This window comes from Testudinibacter sp. TW-1 (assembly GCF_050613185.1).
In the GTDB taxonomy this organism is placed as follows: domain Bacteria; phylum Pseudomonadota; class Gammaproteobacteria; order Enterobacterales; family Pasteurellaceae; genus Chelonobacter.
In genome coordinates this window covers 996265-1017384 of the sequence record NZ_CP192511.1, presented here as the reverse complement: position 1 = coordinate 1017384, position 21120 = coordinate 996265, and the positions used below count along the sequence as shown (strand labels likewise).

Sequence of the window (21120 nt, the reverse complement as noted above, 5' to 3'; positions counted from 1 at the left end):
TATGCCTCCCTCCGTCCTTCGGACACCTCCCTCCGTATACGGGGGGAGGGAAATGATTAGAGAAAAAGACTTTGTCATTAGCCTGAAGTGCGGTTTGACCGCACTTTGTATTAATTTCTCGCCGATGACAGTAACAACATCAATCCCAACAAGCATAAAATCACCCCGATCACCCGATTAACAATCACTTGCCGTTGTAGCAAACGTTGGCGAATCGTCGGGGCTGAGAGCAGCACCGCCACCAAGCCGAACCAAAGCAAATGCGCCAATGACATAAACGCCCCGTAACTAATCTGCACCCACAACGGCGTATTGGGATTGACGATTTGGGTGAAGGTGCTGAGCACAAACAGCGTGGTTTTCGGGTTGAGGGCATTGGTGATAAAGCCGTTTTTAAACGCCTGTTGATCGCTGAGCACCGCACTTTCACTTTCTAGATTAAACGCAGCCGGACGGTGGCGAAAGGTGGAAAAGCCGATATAAATCAAATACAACGCGCCCAAGGTTTTCACCAGATGAAACAGGCTGGGCGATTGCAACAACAATACACTCACGCCTAACAAGGTGTAGCCGACATGCACCCAAACCGCACTTGCAATGCCGATGGCAGTGATGATACCGGCACGTTTGCCGTATAAATAACTGTTGCGCGTGGTCATGGCGAAATCGCCGCCGGGGCTGATGACGGCGAGAATGGTGATGGTGATCACCGCAAGAAGTTCGTGCATAATGGTTGAGATAATTTCCGTTTAGATTAAGATTGAAAAATAGGGTTTGTTGTTTTTTGTTTATATTTTGCCTGATTTTTAACAGAAGAAAATCGAAATATTGTCATTAAGGTGTGAGATTTTGGAACAGATAGCCAAGCTGCCGTTGAACGCGCTTAAATATTTCTATTTTGTCGCCAAGTGCGGTAGTTTGAGTGCGGCGGCATTACAGTTGCACGTGACTCATGGCGCAGTCAGCAAACAGTTGAAGCTGTTGCAACACCATTTCAGCGAGCCGCTGCTGCTGAAACAGAGGCGCAATCTGCTGTTGTCGCACAACGGACGGATGTTGTATCAGCATTGCCAAACGGCGTTTTCCGAGCTGGAAAGTGCGGTTAAGCAGATCAAAACCCGCCAGCAACAGGATTTGGTGATCTCGTGCGAACCGACTTTGGCGATGAAATGGCTGATTCCGCGTATTAGTGCGCTGCAACAGCAAACCGGCTTAAATCCGGTGATTTTGGCCGCCGGCGGTGCAGTCGATTTTGAGCGGCAAGCGATTGATTTGGCAATTCGGCGTAACGATTTCCAGTGGGCGAAATCGCTGTATGCGAAAAAAATTGCCGATGAGCAAATGGGTTTGGTACAGCATTTGCAAGTCAAACAACATCGCCGTTTGCACACCCACACCCGTCCGCAGGCGTGGCAGGATTGGCAAAGGCTCAGCGGTTTCGCGCTTAATGAATGGCAAGAGGACAGCTATTTCGAGCATTTTTACCTCTCGATTCAAGCCGCGATTGCCGGCATGGGCGCGGCGATTGCTTCACGTTTTATGGTCGAAGCCGAAATCGAACAAGGTATTTTACACGCGCCGCACGGCTTTATCGGCGACGGTTCGGCATATTATCTGCTGTCGCAAACGCCATTGGCTCAAGGCAAAAGTGCGGTTTTGTTGCATTGGCTAAAGGCGGAAATGCTCAACAATCGTTGAATTTTTCAATCTTTATTGAACTATTTGCTGACAATTTAGTCTAATTTTTTACCAAACAACTGGTCTGAAACAGCAAGTGCGGTCTGGAATTTTGAACTCGGCGTAATTTGTGCTATAACTAACGCCTCGTTTATCATAAGCAGGTCGTGCAACAACGCACAGCAAGACAAGTGATTAACTGAATAAACAAAGAAGGAATGCGATGACGAAAGAAATGCAAATGATGCTTGTTCCTCAAGGCAACTTGGAAAGCTATATCCGTGCCGCCAACCAATATCCGATGCTGACCGCAGAGGAAGAGAAGGCGTTGGCGGAGCGTTTGTATTACCAACAGGATTTGGACGCGGCAAAAGAATTGATTCTGTCCCATCTGCGTTTTGTGATCCATGTTGCGCGCGGTTATTCCGGCTACGGCTTGCCACAAGCGGATTTGATTCAGGAAGGCAATATCGGGCTGATGAAAGCGGTGCGCCGTTTCAATCCGGAAGTGGGCGTGCGCTTAGTCTCGTTTGCGGTGCATTGGGTCAAGGCCGAAATTCACGAATATGTGCTGCGCAACTGGCGGATTGTCAAAGTTGCGACCACCAAAGCGCAACGCAAACTGTTCTTCAACCTGCGTAAAACCAAACAGCGTTTCGGTTGGTTTAATGAAAATGAAGTGGCAATGGTTGCCGATGAATTGGGCGTGTCGGTTGATGACGTGAAAGAGATGGAATCGCGCATGACCGGGCAGGATATGGCGTTCGACCTGCCGAGCGACGACGCGGAAGAGACTTACAGCCCGGCGTTATATTTAGAAGATAAAAGCTCTGATTTCGCCCTGGAATTGGAACAAGAAAACTACGAAAGCCAAGCCACCGAACAGCTGAACGAAGCCTTGGACAGTTTGGACGAGCGCAGCTTGGATATTATCCGCTCCCGTTGGTTGGATGACAATAAAGCCACGTTGCAGGATTTGGCGGCGAAATACAATATTTCCGCCGAACGCGTGCGCCAGTTGGAAAACAACGCGCTGAAAAAATTAAAAGTCGCCGTTGATTTTTAAACGATTGAAAGCGTGAAAAGCCTGTCTGATGTGACAGGCTTTTTTGTTGCCTGCGTTATAGAAAAATCCCCAATAACAACGCAATAAAAATCCCCATGCCAAAGTAGTTGTTATTGAGAAACGCCTTGAAACACTCTTCCCGCGTGCGCTCGCGCGTCAGTTTGCATTGATAGACAAAGCAAAGTGCGGTGACGGCAAGGGCGGCATAATAAGCCGGGTGTAAATTTGACAGATAGCCGATCGCAATAAACAGCACCAATGCGATAAATTGCAGTAACGCAATGATTTTATTATCAAATTGTGCGAATAAAATCGCAGTGGATTTGACGCCGATCCGCAGATCATCGTCGCGATCCACCATCGCATATTGGGTGTCATACGCCACCGTCCAGAGTAAATTGGCGGCAAACAGCAACCAACAAATCAACGGCAATTGCCCGCTCACGGCGGCATATGCCATCGGAATCGACCAACCGAACGCCGCACCCAACACAAATTGCGGCAAATGGGTGTAGCGTTTCATAAACGGATAGACAAATGCCAAGCTGACCGCAATAAACGACAGTAAAATGGCGTAACCATTCAGATTCAGCACCAATAAAAAGGAAAGTGCGGTCAGAATAAAAAACAGGATTTTCGCCTCTTTCTCATTCACTTCACCGGTGGCAAGCGGACGATGGGCAGTGCGCTTGACGCTGCCGTCAATGTGGCGATCGGCATAATCGTTGATCACACAGCCTGCCGCCCGCATTAAGACTACGCCGCACAGAAAAATCAGCAAAGTGCGGTAGTCCGGCACGCCGTCCGCCGCCAAAAATAACGCCCACAAGGTCGGCCACAGCAATAATAAAGTGCCAATCGGACGGTCGAGACGCATTAAACGGGCATAAGCCGGCAGTTTTCGGATAAATAAATTCGACATGTTACACAATCGTAGTACGGTTAGACCGTATACTGGTCTTAAAAAAGAATGATAAAAGATGGTGTTATCTTACCTCAAAACAGGTAGGCTGGCATAGCGTTATCGGTGCTGCCGGCGGTGATAACCTAATATGAATGCGTTGTCAGCACTGGGCAGATAGACTATAATTTCAGCAACGTTCATTGATTATCGGGGCAGATGATGAATAAAGAATATGAAAAATGGTTGACTGAAAAAGTACAAAAAAGTATCGATAATTTGGATCAAGGCGGCAAAAAATACACTTGGGACGAAGTGGTGAATCTGGCACGTAAACATTATACCGATAAAGTGTTTAAGAAAACGGCGTAACCCATGCGATTAGTTATTTCTGAACATGCCAAAGACGATTTTTTAACGATTTATTATAATATTGCCAGTTATGTCAGTATTGAAAGTGCGGAGAAAATAACCACGGAGATTTACAAAACCATCGAACTTGCGCTAACCCAGCCGTTAATGGGCGTGGTTGGCATTGTCGAGGGGTCCGAGAGTTATTTCCGCGCGGTGGTACATACCGAATTGTGTATCGGATCGTTGAAAACAGTAAAGAAGATGAATTACATATTTTGAATATCGCATTGGCGAAACAACAATATCCTCAAATTTAAGCAATACAGCCAAATAAGCCGCAAATCCTCACAGATTGCGGCTTTTTTGTCCAATTATGACTTTCTTAAGCCGCGAATAAAACTCACTGCTTCTTGGGTTAAGCGCGTGACTTGTTGCCAATTTCCGGCGGCAATCGCCTCATTCGGCAGAATCCACGAGCCGCCGACGGTGGCGACGCAATCCAAGGCGACATAGTCGGCAACGTTTTTCGGGCTAATGCCGCCGGTCGGGCAGAATGTCAGCTGCGGCAACGGTGCGGAAATCGCTTTCAGCGCCGGCGCACCGCCGTTGGCTTCCGCCGGGAAGAATTTGAGGTGATCATAACCCAACTCAAGTGCGGTCATCATTTCCGACGGGGTTGATGTTCCCGGCATTAACGGCGCCTCGCCTTGCAACGCGTGTTTCAGCAACGACACCGTCGCCCCCGGCGAAATCACAAATTTCGCACCGGCCGCCACCGCCGAATCATATTGTTGCGGTGAAATCACGGTTCCCGCGCCGACCAATGCTTGCGGCATAGCCTCGCTAATCAGCTTGATTGCATCAAGTGCAACTGCACTGCGCAGCGTGATTTCAAACACATTGATCCCGCCGTCCAACAACGCCTGCGCCATCGGCAGCGCGTCGTCCAAATTTTTGATTACCATCACCGGCACCAGCGGTGACGCGGCGAAAACCGCACTAGGTTGGAGTTTCCATGACATAATACTATTTCCTTTTGTTAATAATGATCTCTAATTAGAGAATGATTGTTTAAATTTCACCCTGCTTTGCGGATAAGACGTAACCGATAAACCAATAGTGCACAGAGAATCAAGCCACAACCCAGCAATTTAAGCACGGTGACGGTCTCGTCCATTAACCACACGCTTAACATCAGTGTCCAAACCGGTTCCAATACCATAATAATCGCTGCCGTACTAATATTACAGTGCTTTTGTCCGATGGTTTGCACAAAATAACGTAAGTTACTGGCGAGCAACACGCTGGCAAGAAACCAGAGCCAGGTGTTGAACGAAATTGTCGTTTGCCAGCTTTCGGCTAGTATTGAATAGCCGCTGCATACTATGCCGACAATAGCGAATTGAATCGTAATCAGCGACATCGGCGGAATATTTTTGGCATATTGATGATTCAATACGAAATAGAACGCGGCTGATAGTGAGCTGAGTAAAAATAGGATACTGCCGCCGGAAAAACGCAGCCCGCCATAACGACCGATGGCTAAAAAATATAAACCGACCAGCGCAATCGGCATTGAAAGCCAGAACACCGGCAACGGGCGTTGCTTGAAAAGCAGCCATGAAATCAACGGCGCAATCAGCATGGCAAGGCTAACTAAAAATGCCCCTTCGCCCAACTCATTGCTGTAAGTAATCCCCTGCACCCACAGAAACAAGTTAAGCGCCAAGGCAATGCCAACCGCACTTGCGTTGAGAATTTGAATTCTCTTCAGGCGATATAACTGCCGATGGGCAAAAGGCAGAAAAATCAAGGCGGCGGTTAAAAAACGCAGCCCCATAAAGCCGACCGACGGCATTTCCGCAATCGCGTTTTTTGATAAAAACCACCCCGAGGCGCCGATCAGCGTCACGATGAAAATCAGAATTTGCCCGAGGTAGTTTTGCATATCATCAATTGCCGGTATTGAGAAACTCTCCCAATCATCACCTTATTGGTTAAAATACACTTTTTTTAAGGCAAGCTCCAAACCGCGGAATTCGGCCAACCCTTTTAAGCGACCGATGGCAGAATAGCCCGGATTGGTTTTCTTGCGCAAATCGTCCAACATTTGGTGTCCGTGATCGGGTCGCATTGGAATCAGGCGCGGGTTACCGGCGGCTTTGCGTTTGTATTCTTCGCTCAATAAGGCTTTGACCACATTAAACATATCCACATCGCCTTCCAAATGCGCAGCTTCGTGGAACGTCAGCGGATTTTCTTCGCGGCAAGTAGAACGCAAATGCGCGAAATAAATCCGATCGGCAAATTGCTCGGTCATCTGCACCAAATCGTTGTCGGAACGCACGCCGTAAGAACCGGTACACATAGTGAAACCGTTTGCCGCCAGCGGCTGGGTTTCGACAAACCACTGCATATCCTCAATAGTGGACACAATGCGCGGCAAGCCCAAAATCGGGCGCGGCGGATCATCAGGGTGAATCGCCATTTTAATCCCGACTTCTTCCGCCACCGGAATAATCTGTTGCAAGAAAAATGCCAGATGTTGGCGGAATTGTTCCTTGCTGATAGCTTGATAGCGATCCAGCTGTTGTTGGAATTCGGCAAGGGTGTAACCCTCTTCCGCCCCCGGCAAACCGGCAATAATATTATTGGTTAATTGCTGAATATCCTGCTCGTTCATTTGATCGAAATAGGCTTTTGCCGCTTGCTGTTCGGCTGCGCTGTAAGTTTCATTTGCCCCCGGGCGTTGCAAAATATACAGCTCAAACGCCGCAAAGGCATCTTGATCGAAGCGTAACGCTTTTGAACCGTCCGGCAATTGGTATGCCAAATCGGTGCGCGTCCAATCCAACACCGGCATAAAGTTGTAACAAACCGTATCAATACCGCACTTTGCCAAATTGCGCAGGGTCTGCTGATAATTTTCAATCCACTGCAAATATTGCCCGCTTTGGGTTTTGATTTCCTCATGCACCGGCACGCTTTCGACCACCGACCACACCAACCCGGCTTGTTCGATTTCCTGTTTGCGTTTCTCAATTTCCTCAATGATCCACACCTGCCCGTTCGGAATATTGTGAAGTGCGGTCACAATCCCCGTCGCCCCCGCTTGGCGGATATCCGCCAACGAAACCGGATCTTTCGGTCCGTACCAACGCCATGTTTGTTCCATTTTTATTTTTCCTATTCCTATTCTTTACTATCTTATTTAGTTACTAATCTCTAAAAATAAATCCATCAAAATTTGGATCATCAATATCAGAGTGTTCAAATAACCTATTCTTTACATTTTCTAAATGTGTCCACATTTTTTCGTAAGCAGAATCTGGTTCTTTTCTTTGAAGAGCCATATAAATTTCCTGATGATCCGATAACCAATCACTTCGATAGTCTTTATGATTGATTTTCCGATGTAATTCATTCCATTTCATACTTCTTTGTCTGCGTTGCCATATGTCTTTGACCATATCAACCAGAGCAAGGTTATGAGTTGCTCTAGCTATTGATAAATGGAACATTAAATCTGTATCATATTCAAAATTACCGTGTTCAACATTTTGGCGTTCTAATACAAGAATTTCTTTAAGTGTTACTATGTCAGATTTTGTAGCTTTTCTGGCAGCAAGGTGAGCAATATTACTTTCTAAAATTTGTCGTGCTTGCAGCATTTCAAATGGACCAATTTCTAAATCAATATAACTACTATCTCCAGTCAATAACCCGTTTGGTTTTAGAGATGCTATATACATACCTGAACCTTGTCTTATGTCTAGATAACCTCCAACTTCAAGCATGGTAATGGATTCTCTGATAGTGGTTCTCGCAACACCATAATGAGCCATAAGTATCTTTTCTGTCGGTAATTTATCTCCAATATTAAATTTTCCGTCAGATATTTGATTAATAATATCCAAGCCAATTTCTATATATTTTTTCATATCTCATAAATTCATTGATCAGTTTTATATTATTAATCATACTGATTTAGAATTTAAGGTTCAATAAAAATTACTTATTTAATAAATAATTATGGTTTATTTTTGATAATTTTAGATCTGGATCACAAATTTTATTAAAAATTCATCGACAACTTTACGAGAGCTTTATGAATCTTGTAGAGTGATATTGAAGCATATGAATGGCAGTATCTAAATATTTTATTACTCTTTTATATAAGGAAAAAGTTATGAAAAAAATGACTATGACATTAATGTCACTTATGTTTTTAGCTTTCAGTGATGTAACTCATGCTTTAACGCTCAAGATTGCTGATAACCATAGTAAAGATGACTCTACGGTAAGAGCATTGGAGGATTTTTCGAAAAAAATATCTGAACGGACGCAGGGCAAGGTAAAGGCGAGAGTATATGCCAATGGAGTACTCGGTGATGAAGTACAAGTTTTGCAGCAATTACAACAAGGTATCATTGATATCGGTAGGGTCTCTACTTCAAATTTAAGTCAGTTCAAACCTCAGTTTTCAATTATATCAATGCCTTATCTATTTAATGATATGGAACATTTTAAACGTTTTGCTAATAGCTCAGTAGGAAAAGAATTTTTAGATTCGATTGATGATGATGGGATGATTGGTATTACATTTTATACAAATGGATTCCGTTCTTTTTATACAAAATCTAAACCTATTCATACACCAGCTGATCTTGATGGATTAAAAATTCGAGTTATGGGAGATACCACAGCAATTAATATGGTCAATCATTTAGGTGCAAAAGCAACACCAATGGCATATTCAGAAGTATTCAGTGCAATACAGCAAGGTGTTCTTGATGGTGCTGAAAGTGCAATAACGGTATTAACGAACGGAAGTCATGGCGAGGTTGCTAAATATTTTTCTTTTGATGAGCATTCTCTAATTCCGGATGTGGTTGTTATCAGCAAAAAATCATATGAAAAACTAAACGAAGATGAACGTAATCAAGTTATTCAAGCGTTAAAAGAATCTTGGGTTTTACAAGATAAACTTTTTGTTGAAGACATGGAAGTGGCATATAAAATCGCTCAAGAAAAGATGAAAGTTAATTTCAATGATGTCAATAAAGAACCATTCCGTGAGCTAGTAAAACCTATGTATGATTCTTTACCACAAAATGATAAAGATATAGTGGAAAAAATAAAGGATTTATAACTTTTAATTTAAGGAGAGTTTAAATGGATAGATTGATATATTTAAAGGGAAAAGTAGAGGTTGCATGTAGTACTTTTGCTGGATTGCTTATGATAGCTATGTCAATAATAGCTGTCTGGCAAGTGGTTTCTAGATATGTATTGAACTCTCCTAGTACTAATACAGAAGAAGCTTTACGTTATTTGATGATATGGATGGGTTTTTTTGGAGCAACATATTGTTTTGGAAGAAATACTCATCTTTCGATTACACTACTGGAAAATAAATTAAATCCTAAGAATTATTTTTATTTGAAAGTTATACAAATAACAGTTGTATGTATCACAATTTTAATATCGTCGATATATGGAGGTTACCATTTTGTAGTATCTAGTTTTTCTCAATATTCACCAACACTAGGAATTTCTATGAGTCTAATATATGCTATTATTCCTGTCTCAGGATTGTTAATATTGTTTCTTTGTATTTGCAATTTGCTAATATTAATTGAGGAATCAAGAGAGGGAAATTATGGATGCTGAATTAATATATATAAGTCTAGTGCTTTTTGGCACATTTATAATCTTGTTAGCTATCGGAATTTCAATTTCTATCAGCATTCTATTGGCTAGTATAATAACGTTATTTTTCGAACTTCCAACTGATATGGTTTTATATACTGGAAGTCAAAAAATGTTTTCTGGAATTGATAGTTTTGGATTATTAGCAGCACCTTTCTTCATATTTTCTGGAAATTTAATGAATAAAGGTGGGATAGCAAGGAGATTAGTCAATTTGGCCTTGTTGATCGGTGGTAAAATACCAGGATCATTATTACATGCTAATGTAATTAGTAATATGCTATTTGGAAGTGTATGTGGTTCTTCAGTAGCAGCTGCTTCTGCTGTAGGTGGTTTTATGGGACCACTACAGAGAGAGAAAAATTATGATCCACGTATTTGTGCGGCTGTAAATATTGCTTCTGCTCCAACGGGGTTGCTTATTCCTCCTACAGGAATGTTTATTATTTATTCGTTGATGACAGGTGCTTCAGTCGCAACATTATTTATTGCTGCCTATATACCAGGAATTTTAATGGGACTTGCAGTGATGATATATGCATATTTTGTGGCTAAAAAATATAACTATCCAACAGAAGAGACTAAAAATTGTAAAGAAGCAATTAGAGTAGTAATAGAATCGATACCAAGCCTTGCAATGATTATTATTGTTATTGGTGGAATTGTTGCTGGAATTTTCACTGCAACAGAGGGAGGGGCTATTGCAGTAGCTTATGCTTTAATATTGTCTCTAGCATATAAAACAATAAAAGTAAAAGATATTCTTCCTATTGCTATAGAATCAGCCTATGTATCTGGAACTATTTTATTTTTAATTGCAGCATCAGGTGTTATGTCATGGGCTATGGCATTTCTATCTATACCAGAGAGCATTAGTGAAATATTGATTAATATGTCAGATAATAAATATGTCATATTTATTATTATGAATATTATTTTATTATTTGTTGGTACATTTATGGACGTTGCACCGGCATTACTTATTTTTACCCCTATATTTTTTCCAATTGCGGTGTCTTTAGGGATGGATCCTATTCATTTTGGGGTAATGATAGCATTTAACTTGTGTGTTGGGAATTTTACGCCTCCTGTAGGCAGTGCTTTATTTGTAGGATGTAGTGTTGCTAAAGTTTCTATTGATGAAGTTTTGAGACCATTGCTTCCAATATTTTTATTAGTATGTGTCGCATTATTTCTTGTTACTTACATACCTTGGTTTTCTTTATTCCTTCCTAGACTATTTGGATTAATATAGGAGTAATATATGTATATTAGTTTATCTGAATATAGTCCATCAAGAGATGGAGTTAAATTGAATACTGACATTTTTAATCAAGCAATTTTTGATTTAAATAAAAAAGGAGGTGGAGTATTATATATTGAGGCGGGTAAATATCTCGTTGGAAATGTTTGTTTAGAAGATAATGTTTATTTGTATCTGGATCCTGGTGCTGAAATAATTGCAAGTTCAAATTATAATGATTTTAAAAATGCAAAAAGTTCTGTTATGGCAGAACAATCTTTTTTAGGTTTTATCTTTGCAAAAAATAAAAATAATATCGGTATATTAGGTAAAGGATTGATAAATGGTAATGCACCATTCTATCATTCAACTAATGTAGATGAGCTAGGTTATAGAATGCCGAATAGATCGAGAATAAGAACAATTATTTTTGAAAGTTGTGAAAATATTTTACTCGAAGATTTTACAATAAAAGATGCACCAATGTGGACAGTACATTGTATATCATGCCGGATTGGAAATATTAATAATATAAAAATTATTAATGATTTTAGATTTACTAATACAGATGCAATAGATATAGATGGATGTTCTAATTTCAATATTCAAGGTTGTTATATAAAAACTGCCGATGATGGCATCTGTCTTAAAACTAGTGAAAAATCAAAAGAAATAGATACTCCGTGTGAAAATATACTTGTGAGTAATTGTATTATTGAATCACATAGCTCAGCATTAAAGATTGGAACCGAGAGTTATAATAACTTTAACAATATTAAATTTAACAATTGTATAATATCAAATTCAAATCGTGGAATATCGTTAGTGACAAGGGATGGAGGTTGTATAAATAATGTTACAATATCAGATATGTCGATTACTACTAAATTTACATTAGATTGCCATTGGGGAAAAGCTGATCCAATTTTTATTTCCGTCAAGAAAAGAGATCCAAATAATATACATTGCGGGCAAATCAATAATGTAACATTTAATAATATTAATATTATATCTGAAGGCGCTATTAATATTCATTCAGAACCTAATGATAAAGCGAGTAAAATATTTTTCAATAACATCAATCAATGCCAAGTAGTAAGTGAAAATAAAAACAGGGGAACATATGATATAAGACCTCCATGCAACCCAAATCAATATGATAATAATGGAATGAATAATGCCTACTATATTCCTTTGGGGGAGTCAAGACCTTGGGGGGTTTTTGAATATCCAAATGGAATTCCTGCTATTTTTATAAATGGAATTAGTAAGGATAGTATAAGTATTAATAATTGCTACTTTTCTAGAGAAAATGTTCAAAAATGGAGTGATAAAACAATTCAATTTTACAAAGACGGTGAGGAAATTTTATGAACATCTCGAGCAGTAGAATGATTCATCTTGGATTTGGTGCTTTCCATAAGGCTCATCAAGGCGTATATATGGATGAAACAAATCAACAGAGTGAAATTCAATGGCTCTATTATGAAGTAAATTTAATGGCAGGGCTTGAACCAATCGTAAAATTAAGAAAGCAGAATTTGCAATACCATGTTTTTGAAAAAGGTGTAAATAAAAATACTCTAAAGAAAGTTAGAGCCATTTATGATGCTTTTCATCCTAAGTTAGATAGTATTAATACTATTCTAGAAAAAATGGCAGAACCGCAGATTGCGATTGTGTCTTTAACCGTCACCGAAAAAGGCTATTGCACCGATCTTGCCACCGGCAAATTGGATTTAAACAATCCGTTGATCCAACAAGATCTGGCTAATCCGCAACAGCCGAGTTCGGCGATCGGTTATATCGTGGAAGCGTTGCGGCGGCGTAAGCAGCGTAATCTCGCGCCTTTCACCGTGATGTCGTGCGATAACGTGATGGAAAACGGGCATATTGCCAAAAGTGCGGTTTTAGGATTGGCATACCAAATCGACACGGAACTGGCGCAATGGATTGAACGGAACGTAACGTTTCCTTGCACCATGGTCGATCGGATTGTCCCGGCGGCAACCGATGAAACCTTGCAGGAAATCGCCGAGATTCTGGGTTATTACGATCCGTGCGCAATTGCCTGTGAAGAATTCAAACAATGGGTGATCGAAGATAATTTTGTTGCCAGTCGTCCGCAATGGGAGTTGGTCGGCGCGGAATTGGTGGCAGATGTACGTCCGTTTGAACAGATGAAACTGCGTATGCTGAACGGCAGCCACTCCTTTTTAGCCTATTTGGGCTATCTCGGCGGTTACGAACATATCTCCGACACTATGAATGACAGTGATTACCGCGCTGCCGCCCATCGGTTAATGTTGCAAGAACAAGCGCCGACCTTGAATATGCCGCAAGGCACGGATTTGGCGCGCTATGCCGACTTGCTGATCGAACGCTTTACCAATCCGGGCTTGAAACACCGCACTTGGCAAATTGCGATGGACGGCAGTCAAAAACTGCCGCCGCGTTTATTGGAATCGATCAGCTATCACTTGCAACAACAGCAACCGTTCCCGTTATTGGCTTTGGCGGTTGCCGCTTGGATGCGCTATATCAGCGGCGTTGATGAACAGCAACAGCCGATTGAGGTAAAAGACCCGATGAGCGCACAATTTGCGGCGATTTATGCCAAGTGCGGTCTGAATGCGGCTGTGGTCGATGAATTGTTGCAACTAGACAATATTTTCTCACCGCAACTGGCGGCAAATCCGATTTTTGTGGCACAAGTGAAACAGGCATACCAAAAATTACTCGATGTCGGCGCACGCCGAGCGGTTGCCGAGTATTTGGCGTTAGCGCAACACTAGTCAGGAGCTAAAAATGAAACCGTTTATGTGTGAAGATTTTCTGCTGTCAAACGAAACTGCACGCCGCTTATACCACGATTACGCCGCGCAACAGCCGATTTTTGATTACCATTGCCATCTCAATCCGCAAGAGATTGCGGAAAACCGCCAATTTAACGATTTGAGCGAAATCTGGCTGGAGGGCGATCACTATAAATGGCGTGCCTTGCGCACCGCCGGGGTGGAAGAACGCCTGATCACCGGCGATGCCTCGAATTATGAAAAATATCTGGCGTGGGCGCGCACCGTGCCGTTGTGTATCGGCAACCCGATTTACCATTGGACGCATTTGGAACTGCGCCGTCCGTTCGGTATTCGCGATACCTTATTTAATTTGCAAAATGCCGACAAAATTTGGCAACAATGCAATGAAATGCTGCAAGATCGCCGTTTCTCGGCGCAAGGCATTATGCAACAAATGCATGTCAAATTGGTCGGCACAACCGATGATCCGATTGACAGTTTGCAATACCATCAAGCCATTGCCGCTGATCCGACCTTCGATATCGAAGTCGTGCCGAGTTTCCGTCCGGATAAGGCGTTCAAGATCGAATTACCGCACTTTAACGACTATTTAGCCCAGCTGGGTGCGGTCAGCGATATTGAGATCGTCACTTTTGCCGATTTACAACAGGCGCTATTGAACCGCTTGGATCATTTTGACCGCCACGGCTGCAAATCCGCCGACCACGGCATTGAAATCTTGCGTTTCGCGCCGATTCCGACAGAAAAAGAGCTGGATCGGATTTTACAATTGCGGCGTGATAATCAGCCGTTGAGCGAGTTACAAATCGCCCGGTTCAGCACGGCGGTGTTGGTGTGGCTGGCACAGCAATATCACCAACGTCGTTGGGTAATGCAATTACATATCGGTGCGTTGCGCAACAATAATACGCGCATGTTTAAGCTGTTGGGTGCAGATGCCGGTTTTGATTCGATTGCCGACCGCACTTTTGCCGAACCGCTTTCGCGTTTGCTCGACACGATAGACCAAAACGATTGCCTGCCGAAAACCATTATTTATTGCCTTAACCCGCGCGATAACGAAATGATCGCCAGTATGATCGGCAATTTCCAAGGCGGCGGCGTTGCGGGAAAAATCCAATTCGGTTCGGGCTGGTGGTTTAACGATCAAAAAGACGGCATGGAGCGCCAACTGCAACAACTTTCGCAATTGGGCTTGTTAAGCCAATTTGTCGGTATGCTGACCGATTCGCGCAGTTTCTTGTCCTACACCCGCCACGAATATTTCCGCCGTATTTTGTGTGAAATGTTGGGGCAATGGGTGGAAAAAGGCGAAGCGCCGAATGATCTCAATGTGTTGGGCGACATGGTGAAAAACATCTGTTTCAACAACGCCAAAGGTTATTTTAAATAGGGTTATACTATGAAAAAAATCGCAATTATCGGCGAATGTATGATCGAGCTGTCGCTGAAACAGGCAAAGCCACCGCAATTGGCGTTCGGCGGCGATACCTTGAATACCGCCGTTTATCTGGCGCGCTTGCTGAAAAATCAAGCTGCTGAAATCCATTATGTAACCGCACTTGGGCAAGATACGTTCAGCCGGCAGATGTTGGCGCAGTGGCAGCTAGAAGGCATTCGCACCGAGTTGGTGCAAATCTTGGCGGACAAATTGCCCGGTTTGTATTCGATTGTCACCGATCCGCAAGGCGAGCGCAGTTTCTATTATTGGCGCAACGATTCGGCGGCGCGTTACTGGCTGCAAACCACCGACAGCGCGGCGATTACGGCACAATTGGCAACCTTTGATTATCTCTATCTCAGCGGTATCAGTCTGGCGATTTTGGATCAGGCAAGCCGAGAAAAACTGTACGCCTTGTTAGCCGAATTTAAACGCAACGGCGGCAAGCTGGTGTTCGATAACAACTACCGCCCGCGCCTGTGGCAAGATGTGGCAACCGCACAGCAGGCGTATCAACAAATCTTATCGCTTAGCGATATTGCCTTTTTAACCCTTGACGATGAAACCGCACTTTGGGGCGGTAAATCCGGTGAAAGTGCGGTTGAAACGGTGATTGCGCGCACGCAGGGTTATGGCGTGAACGAAATCGTGATTAAGCGCGGCGCAGACAGTTGCATTGTCGCCGTGCAGCGGCAACGCGTTGACATCGCCGCCAATAACATTGCCGCCGAAAAGGTGATCGACACCACCGCCGCCGGCGACTCGTTCAGCGCCGGTTATTTGGCGGCACGCTTATGCGGCGGTGAGGTGCAAAGTGCGGTGCGGCAAGGACACCAACTGGCCGGCACGGTGATTCAACACCGCGGCGCAATTATCCCGTTGGCAGCAATGCCGAAACATTCGATCGTCTTCATATGAAATAAATTTTCTAATTTTATTAAAAAACAAGCAATTGGTGGCTTATCATTAACCATAAAAGCTCTTATAATGTTGACAATATTTCACTATTGAGAACATAACATGAATAAATCGTTAGAGCTGGAGCAGCTAGAGAATGAGATCCGGGAGCGTTACGACAGCCTGAGTAAACGTTTAAAACAGGTTGCCAAGTATATCCTTGATAACCCGAACAGTATTGTATTTGACACGGTTGCGGTGATCGCAGAACGCGCGGATGTGCCGCCTTCGACCTTGATTCGCTTTGCCAATGCTTTCGGCTATAGCGGTTTTAATGAGATGAAACAAATATTCCGTCAAAATCTGATGGAAGAAACCGTGAATTACAGTGAGCGGGCGCAACTATTTGATCAACTTGATCCGGAAAATGCCACGCAAGGCGCACCGAATGAGATTTTGAGCGTCTTTGCACAGGCAAATCACCAAGCCTTATTGCAACTGAGTGCACAGACCGGTCGTGAGCAGTTGGAAAGGGCGGTGGATATTTTGGATTCAGCCAATAATATCTTTATTATCGGCTTGAAACGCTCATTTAGCGTGGCGAGTTATCTGAATTACGCCTTGCACCATTTAAATTGCCATTCTTATATTATCGATGGTTTAGGCGGGATGTTTGAGGAGCAATTAAATCTGATTAAGCCCGGTGACGCCGTGGTAGCAATCAGTTTTTCACCTTATGCCAAAGAAACGCTGAATATTATGAATGCGGCGGCGAAAAACGGGGTGAAACAAATTGCCATCACCGACAGTCAAATCAGCCCGTTAATCAGCTTCAGCGACGAGGCGTTTATTGTGAAAGAAGCACAAGTCAGCGGCTTCCGTTCGCAATGCGCCACCATGACCTTAGTGCAAACCTTGGCGATTTCGTTGGCGTTTAAGCGTAAAGAATAAAATTTCTGTGAAACGAAAATAAGCCTGTCGCTGTGTTACGGCAGGCTTTTTCATAGAATTTATATAGAACCTATATAAAACTTATTTAAACTTCTCCGCATACGCCTCACTGTTAATCCACTGATGATCTTGTTCCCAAGTGAAACGCCATTTGCGCACCGGTCCTGCCATCACGTTAAGGTAATAATTGTTATAACCGGCAATGGTCGCAACCGGGTGGTAACCTTTCGGCACTTTGACTACATCGCCGTCATACACCGCCATGCATTCGTCCAACGTGCGGTCATCGGTATACACCCGTTGCAGGCAGAAGCCCTGTTTCGGTTCGAAACGGTGGTAATAGGTCTCTTCCAGATAGGTTTCGCTTTCGCTGTTTTTTTGATCGTGTTTGTGGCTTGGGAATGAGCTGGTGTTGCCTTCGTCGGTAAAAACTTCCACCACCAGCAAACTGTCGGCAGCTTCGGTTTCCGGCAGGATATTGTGCACTAAACGTTGGTTATTGCCGTAACCGCGTTTTTCCACCCCGACCTCTTCCGGTTTGATCACCCGAATCGGCAGATTGCCTTGGCTTGGCGCGCGGCAAATCGCCAATTCCAACTCGGTGTCGGCGATCACCAACACACTCTTCTGGTGCGGCACATATAATGAATAGGGCGGAATGCGTTCAAATGGCGAAGTGCGGTTGCCCAGATGTTCAAAAATTTTGGCATCGACCGCAAAAGAGGCGTAACCGGACACCACCACAAAGCAAACCTCGGTGTTTTCCGTATGGATTTCAACGGTTTTTCCGGCGGACAAATGCAGCAGTTCGAAACCGACATATTCCCAACCGGCATTTTGTGGGGTGATTTGTTGGCGGAAACCGTCTTCAATAGGATTAGATTTGGATAATAATCGACTCATGCTTAACCTCGCGTTGTTATTAGGGTCTGTTAGCTGAAAAAAGTATAGCGGATAACCGCACTTTGCTGAACGAGATCTTGTTCAAGATTCTACTTAGATCACAAAAAATGAAATAAAAATTTCATTTTAGCGTTTTTATGGTTGAAAAAGCTGTTTCGTAGGGGTATTGTGTAGGTGAGATTTCTATCTATTGCCAACTTTTGATTGAGGAAAAATATGAGCCAGTTTATCCCAAATTTTATTAACGGTCATGTGGTTGAGAGCCAAAGTGATCGTTTAACCCCTGTGTTTAATCCGGCAACCGGCGAGCAAACCAAGCAAGTGAAGCTCAGTACGGTGAGTGAAGTTGAAGCGGCAATTGCCGCCGCACAAGCCGCCTATCCGGCATGGTCGCAACAATCTCCGCTGCGCCGAGCCAGAATTTTATTTAAATTCAAAGAATTACTAGAAGCCAGCTTTGACGAATTGGCAAAATTAATCACCAGTGAACACGGCAAAATTTATTCCGATTCGATCGGCGAATTGACCCGTGGTTTGGAAGTGGTCGAGTTTGCCACCGGCATACCGCACTTGTTGAAAGGCGAGTTTTCCGCCAATGTCGGGCGCGGCATTGATACCCATTCCGTTATGCAGCCGTTAGGCGTGGTAGCCGGGATTACCCCGTTTAACTTCCCGGCAATGGTGCCGATGTGGATGTTCCCGATTGCATTGGCGTGCGGCAATACCTTTGTGTTGAAACCGTCGGAAAAAGATCCGTCGTTGTCCATCCGTATTGCGGAATTATTAAAACAAGCCGGCTTGCCGGACGGCGTATTCAACGTGGTGCAAGGCGATAAAGAAGCGGTGGATGTGCTGTTGCGTGATCCGCGTATTCAAGCGGTGAGCTTTGTCGGCTCGACCCCGATTGCGCAATATATTTATGAAACCGGTTCGGCACACGGGAAACGGGTGCAAGCGTTGGGCGGCGCGAAAAACCATGCCTTGATTATGCCGGATGCGGATATTGAAATGACGGCCAATGCGTTATTGGGCGCGGCATTCGGGGCGGCAGGCGAACGTTGTATGGCGTTATCGGTTGCGGTCACCACCGATGACAAAGTCGCTGACGCCTTAGTGAACAGTTTAAAACCAAAAGTCGAGGCGTTGCGTATCGGTCCGGGCGTGTTGCCGCAAGGACAAAAAGAAAACGATATGGGGCCGTTAATCTCCAAACAACATCTGGAAAAAGTATCCGGTTATGTCGATCAAGGTGTTGCGGCGGGTGCAACGCTAGTCGTCGATGGTCGTAATTATCAAGTCGCCGGGCATGAAAACGGCTATTTTATCGGCGGAAGTTTGTTTGATCATGTCACAACGGAGATGAGTATTTATCAGGAGGAAATCTTCGGGCCGGTGCTGTGTGTGGTCAGAGCGAAAGATTATGCCAGTGCGATTAAATTGATTAATGATCATCAATATGGCAACGGCAGTGCGATTTTCACCAGTGATGGCGACGCGGCGCGTCAATATAGCCAAGATGTGTTAGCGGGCATGGTTGGTATTAACGTACCGATTCCGGTGCCGATTGCTTACCACTGCTTCGGCGGTTGGAAATCTTCGATTTTCGGCGCTTTGAATGTATACGGTCCTGACGGCGTGCGTTTCTATACCCGCATGAAAACCATTACCAGCCGTTGGCCGAACCATAACGTGCGCGAACAAGGGGCGGCATTCAGTATGCCGACCTTGTAAGTCACGGCTTAACATAACCCGTTTAGGCGGATATTTGATATCCGTCTTTTTTGAATACAGATGAATCAGGAGGAATTTATGCAAACCGTTAGAGTCGGCTTGATTGGTACGGGTTATATCGGGCGCTGCCATGCGATTGCTTATGCACAAGCGCCGACCGTATTTAACCTACAAGGTAAATTAGCGTTGGAATATTTGGCAGAAATCACACCGGAATTGGCTGCTCAGAAAGCGCAGGAATTCGGCTTCAAACGCGCCACCGGCGATTGGCGTGAGGTGGTGCGCGATCCGAATGTGGATGTGGTCGATATTTGCACGCCGAATTTTTTACATAAAGAAATTGCGTTAGAAGCGATTAAACACGGCAAGCATGTTTATTCGGAAAAGCCGTTGGCACTGACCGCACTTGAAGCCAAAGAGATGTATGATGCCGCCACTCAGGCGGGGATTAAAACGCTGGTCGGATTTAATTACATGAAGAATCCGACCAGTCAGTTGGCAAGAGAGATTATCCAAAAAGGGGAAATCGGCGAAGTGGTTCATTTTTACGGCACGCATAATGAAGACTATCTTGCCAGCCCGAATACCCCGATTGATTGGCACTGTTATCGCGCTAAGGCGGGCTTGGGGGCACTGGGTGATATTGGCGCACACATTATCAATATGGCGCAATACTTGTTGGGCGAGGATATTGTCAGCGTGAGCGGTGACTTACAAACCGTGATTAAACAACGCCCGGATCCGCAAGATCGCAGCAAGTTGATTGAGGTGGAAAACGAAGACCAAGCCAGCGCGCTACTGCGTTTTGCCAGCGGCACAATGGGGACGATTGAAACCTCCAGAATTGCCTGCGGTAGAAAAATGGGGCTGACTTATGTCGTCACCGGCACCAAAGGCACGATCAGCTACACCCAAGAGCGGATGGCGGAATTAAAGTTGTATCTGCATGATGACGATCCGGCACGGCAAGGCTTCAAAACCATTTTGACCGGCCCGCTACATCCCGACTATAAACCGTTTTGCGTCAGTGCCGGGCACGGGATCGGTTTCAATGATCAAAAAACCGTTGAAATCCGTGATCTGATCGTCGGGTTGACCGAAGACAAACCGATGTGGCCCGACTTTGAAGAAGGCTATAAAGTATCCCGAATTTTGGAAGCGATTGCCAAATCAGCCGACAGCAAACGCTGGGTTGATGTCAATGAAATCTAGATAAAATGAAATAAGCAGATCATTTTTATGATCTGCTTAACAAAACTGAAACAAACTTTCCAACAATAGACTAAATAGTGCTATCCTTCTTTGCGAAATGAATCAAGCATTTCATATTTTTAATATCTTGATTTTTTATTCGATATTAAATAAATCACATTTACACGTCGTATTTCTTAACGAATAAAATAATGCATCGATGGTTACCAATGT

21 protein-coding genes are annotated in these 21120 nt (G+C 43.9%); 14 read left to right on the top strand and 7 right to left on the bottom strand.

The genetic code is table 11. The features are described from left to right. Positions 1-110 precede the first annotated feature (110 nt). A complete protein-coding gene (locus ACQ31U_RS05015; protein ID WP_431053989.1) occupies positions 111-728 on the bottom strand; it encodes a LysE family translocator in 618 nt (205 codons plus the stop codon). A 121-nt stretch (positions 729-849) separates the two neighbouring features. Between ACQ31U_RS05015 and ACQ31U_RS05010 the strand changes: the two genes are divergently transcribed. Both ACQ31U_RS05010 and rpoH read left to right on the top strand, forming a co-directional pair. Further along, the gene (locus tag ACQ31U_RS05010) at positions 850-1698 is read left to right on the top strand and encodes a LysR family transcriptional regulator (protein WP_431053988.1); all 849 of its coding nucleotides are present in this window, start codon (positions 850-852) and stop codon (positions 1696-1698) included. A 202-nt stretch (positions 1699-1900) separates the two neighbouring features. Beyond that, a complete protein-coding gene (gene rpoH, locus ACQ31U_RS05005; protein WP_431053987.1) occupies positions 1901-2743 on the top strand; it encodes an RNA polymerase sigma factor RpoH in 843 nt (280 codons plus the stop codon). 55 nt (positions 2744-2798) lie between these two features. Here the strand turns inward: rpoH and ubiA are convergent, their stop codons facing one another. Then, entirely contained in the window at positions 2799-3665 is an 867-nt protein-coding gene (ubiA, locus tag ACQ31U_RS05000) for a 4-hydroxybenzoate octaprenyltransferase (RefSeq protein WP_431053986.1), read from the bottom strand. 198 nt (positions 3666-3863) lie between these two features. On the opposite strand from ubiA, the gene ACQ31U_RS04995 reads away from it, so the two are divergent. Both ACQ31U_RS04995 and ACQ31U_RS04990 read left to right on the top strand, forming a co-directional pair. Further along, the gene (locus ACQ31U_RS04995; RefSeq protein WP_431053985.1) at positions 3864-4016 is read left to right on the top strand and encodes a hypothetical protein; all 153 of its coding nucleotides are present in this window, start codon (positions 3864-3866) and stop codon (positions 4014-4016) included. 3 nt (positions 4017-4019) lie between these two features. After that, a complete protein-coding gene (locus ACQ31U_RS04990; protein WP_431053984.1) occupies positions 4020-4277 on the top strand; it encodes a type II toxin-antitoxin system RelE/ParE family toxin in 258 nt (85 codons plus the stop codon). A gap of 92 nt (positions 4278-4369) precedes the next feature. On the opposite strand, the gene ACQ31U_RS04985 is transcribed toward ACQ31U_RS04990, so the two are convergent. The 4 genes from ACQ31U_RS04985 to ACQ31U_RS04970 are packed head-to-tail and all read right to left on the bottom strand — an operon-like array spanning position 4370 to position 7939. Further along, positions 4370-5020 (bottom strand): bifunctional 4-hydroxy-2-oxoglutarate aldolase/2-dehydro-3-deoxy-phosphogluconate aldolase, encoded by a 651-nt coding sequence (locus ACQ31U_RS04985; protein WP_431053983.1) that lies wholly within the window; start codon positions 5018-5020, stop codon positions 4370-4372. A 56-nt stretch (positions 5021-5076) separates the two neighbouring features. Then, positions 5077-5946: a DMT family transporter gene (locus ACQ31U_RS04980; protein WP_431053982.1), complete on the bottom strand. Its 870-nt coding sequence runs from the start codon at positions 5944-5946 to the stop codon at positions 5077-5079. Positions 5947-5988: 42 nt separating this feature from the next. Then, complete coding sequence (uxuA, locus tag ACQ31U_RS04975) at positions 5989-7173, bottom strand: mannonate dehydratase (protein WP_431053981.1); 1185 nt, start codon at positions 7171-7173, stop codon at positions 5989-5991. Positions 7174-7216: 43 nt separating this feature from the next. Next, a complete protein-coding gene (locus ACQ31U_RS04970) occupies positions 7217-7939 on the bottom strand; it encodes an FCD domain-containing protein (RefSeq protein WP_431053980.1) in 723 nt (240 codons plus the stop codon). Between the two features lie 248 nt (positions 7940-8187). Between ACQ31U_RS04970 and ACQ31U_RS04965 the strand changes: the two genes are divergently transcribed. The 8 genes from ACQ31U_RS04965 (at position 8188) to ACQ31U_RS04930 (ending at position 17061) form a co-directional block, all read left to right on the top strand. Next, a complete protein-coding gene (locus tag ACQ31U_RS04965) occupies positions 8188-9150 on the top strand; it encodes a TRAP transporter substrate-binding protein (RefSeq protein WP_431053979.1) in 963 nt (320 codons plus the stop codon). Positions 9151-9173: 23 nt separating this feature from the next. Then, positions 9174-9671, top strand: coding sequence for a TRAP transporter small permease (locus ACQ31U_RS04960; RefSeq protein ID WP_431053978.1), 498 nt, complete (start codon positions 9174-9176; stop codon positions 9669-9671). After that, positions 9661-10965, top strand: a complete 1305-nt coding sequence (locus ACQ31U_RS04955) for a TRAP transporter large permease (protein WP_431053977.1) — start codon at positions 9661-9663, stop codon at positions 10963-10965. The genes ACQ31U_RS04960 and ACQ31U_RS04955 overlap by 11 nt, the downstream gene beginning before the upstream one ends. Before the next feature lie 9 nt (positions 10966-10974). Further along, positions 10975-12327 (top strand): glycoside hydrolase family 28 protein, encoded by a 1353-nt coding sequence (locus ACQ31U_RS04950; RefSeq protein ID WP_431053976.1) that lies wholly within the window; start codon positions 10975-10977, stop codon positions 12325-12327. After that, a complete protein-coding gene (locus tag ACQ31U_RS04945; protein ID WP_431053975.1) occupies positions 12324-13748 on the top strand; it encodes a mannitol dehydrogenase family protein in 1425 nt (474 codons plus the stop codon). The genes ACQ31U_RS04950 and ACQ31U_RS04945 overlap by 4 nt, the downstream gene beginning before the upstream one ends. Positions 13749-13761: 13 nt before the next feature. Further along, complete coding sequence (gene uxaC / locus ACQ31U_RS04940; protein WP_431053974.1) at positions 13762-15165, top strand: glucuronate isomerase; 1404 nt, start codon at positions 13762-13764, stop codon at positions 15163-15165. A gap of 9 nt (positions 15166-15174) precedes the next feature. Next, positions 15175-16131 carry a sugar kinase gene (locus ACQ31U_RS04935; RefSeq protein ID WP_431053973.1) on the top strand — a complete coding sequence of 319 codons (957 nt, stop codon included), beginning with the start codon at positions 15175-15177 and terminating at the stop codon, positions 16129-16131. Positions 16132-16233: 102 nt separating this feature from the next. After that, positions 16234-17061 (top strand): MurR/RpiR family transcriptional regulator, encoded by an 828-nt coding sequence (locus ACQ31U_RS04930; protein ID WP_431053972.1) that lies wholly within the window; start codon positions 16234-16236, stop codon positions 17059-17061. A gap of 81 nt (positions 17062-17142) precedes the next feature. Here ACQ31U_RS04930 and iolB read toward each other — a convergent pair whose 3' ends face one another. Beyond that, positions 17143-17964, bottom strand: a complete 822-nt coding sequence (gene iolB / locus ACQ31U_RS04925) for a 5-deoxy-glucuronate isomerase (protein ID WP_431053971.1) — start codon at positions 17962-17964, stop codon at positions 17143-17145. Between the two features lie 216 nt (positions 17965-18180). On the opposite strand from iolB, the gene ACQ31U_RS04920 reads away from it, so the two are divergent. Further along, entirely contained in the window at positions 18181-19695 is a 1515-nt protein-coding gene (locus ACQ31U_RS04920; protein WP_431053970.1) for a CoA-acylating methylmalonate-semialdehyde dehydrogenase, read from the top strand. 78 nt (positions 19696-19773) lie between these two features. Continuing rightward, the gene (locus ACQ31U_RS04915) at positions 19774-20907 is read left to right on the top strand and encodes a Gfo/Idh/MocA family protein (RefSeq protein WP_431053969.1); all 1134 of its coding nucleotides are present in this window, start codon (positions 19774-19776) and stop codon (positions 20905-20907) included. Positions 20908-21120 lie beyond the last annotated feature (213 nt).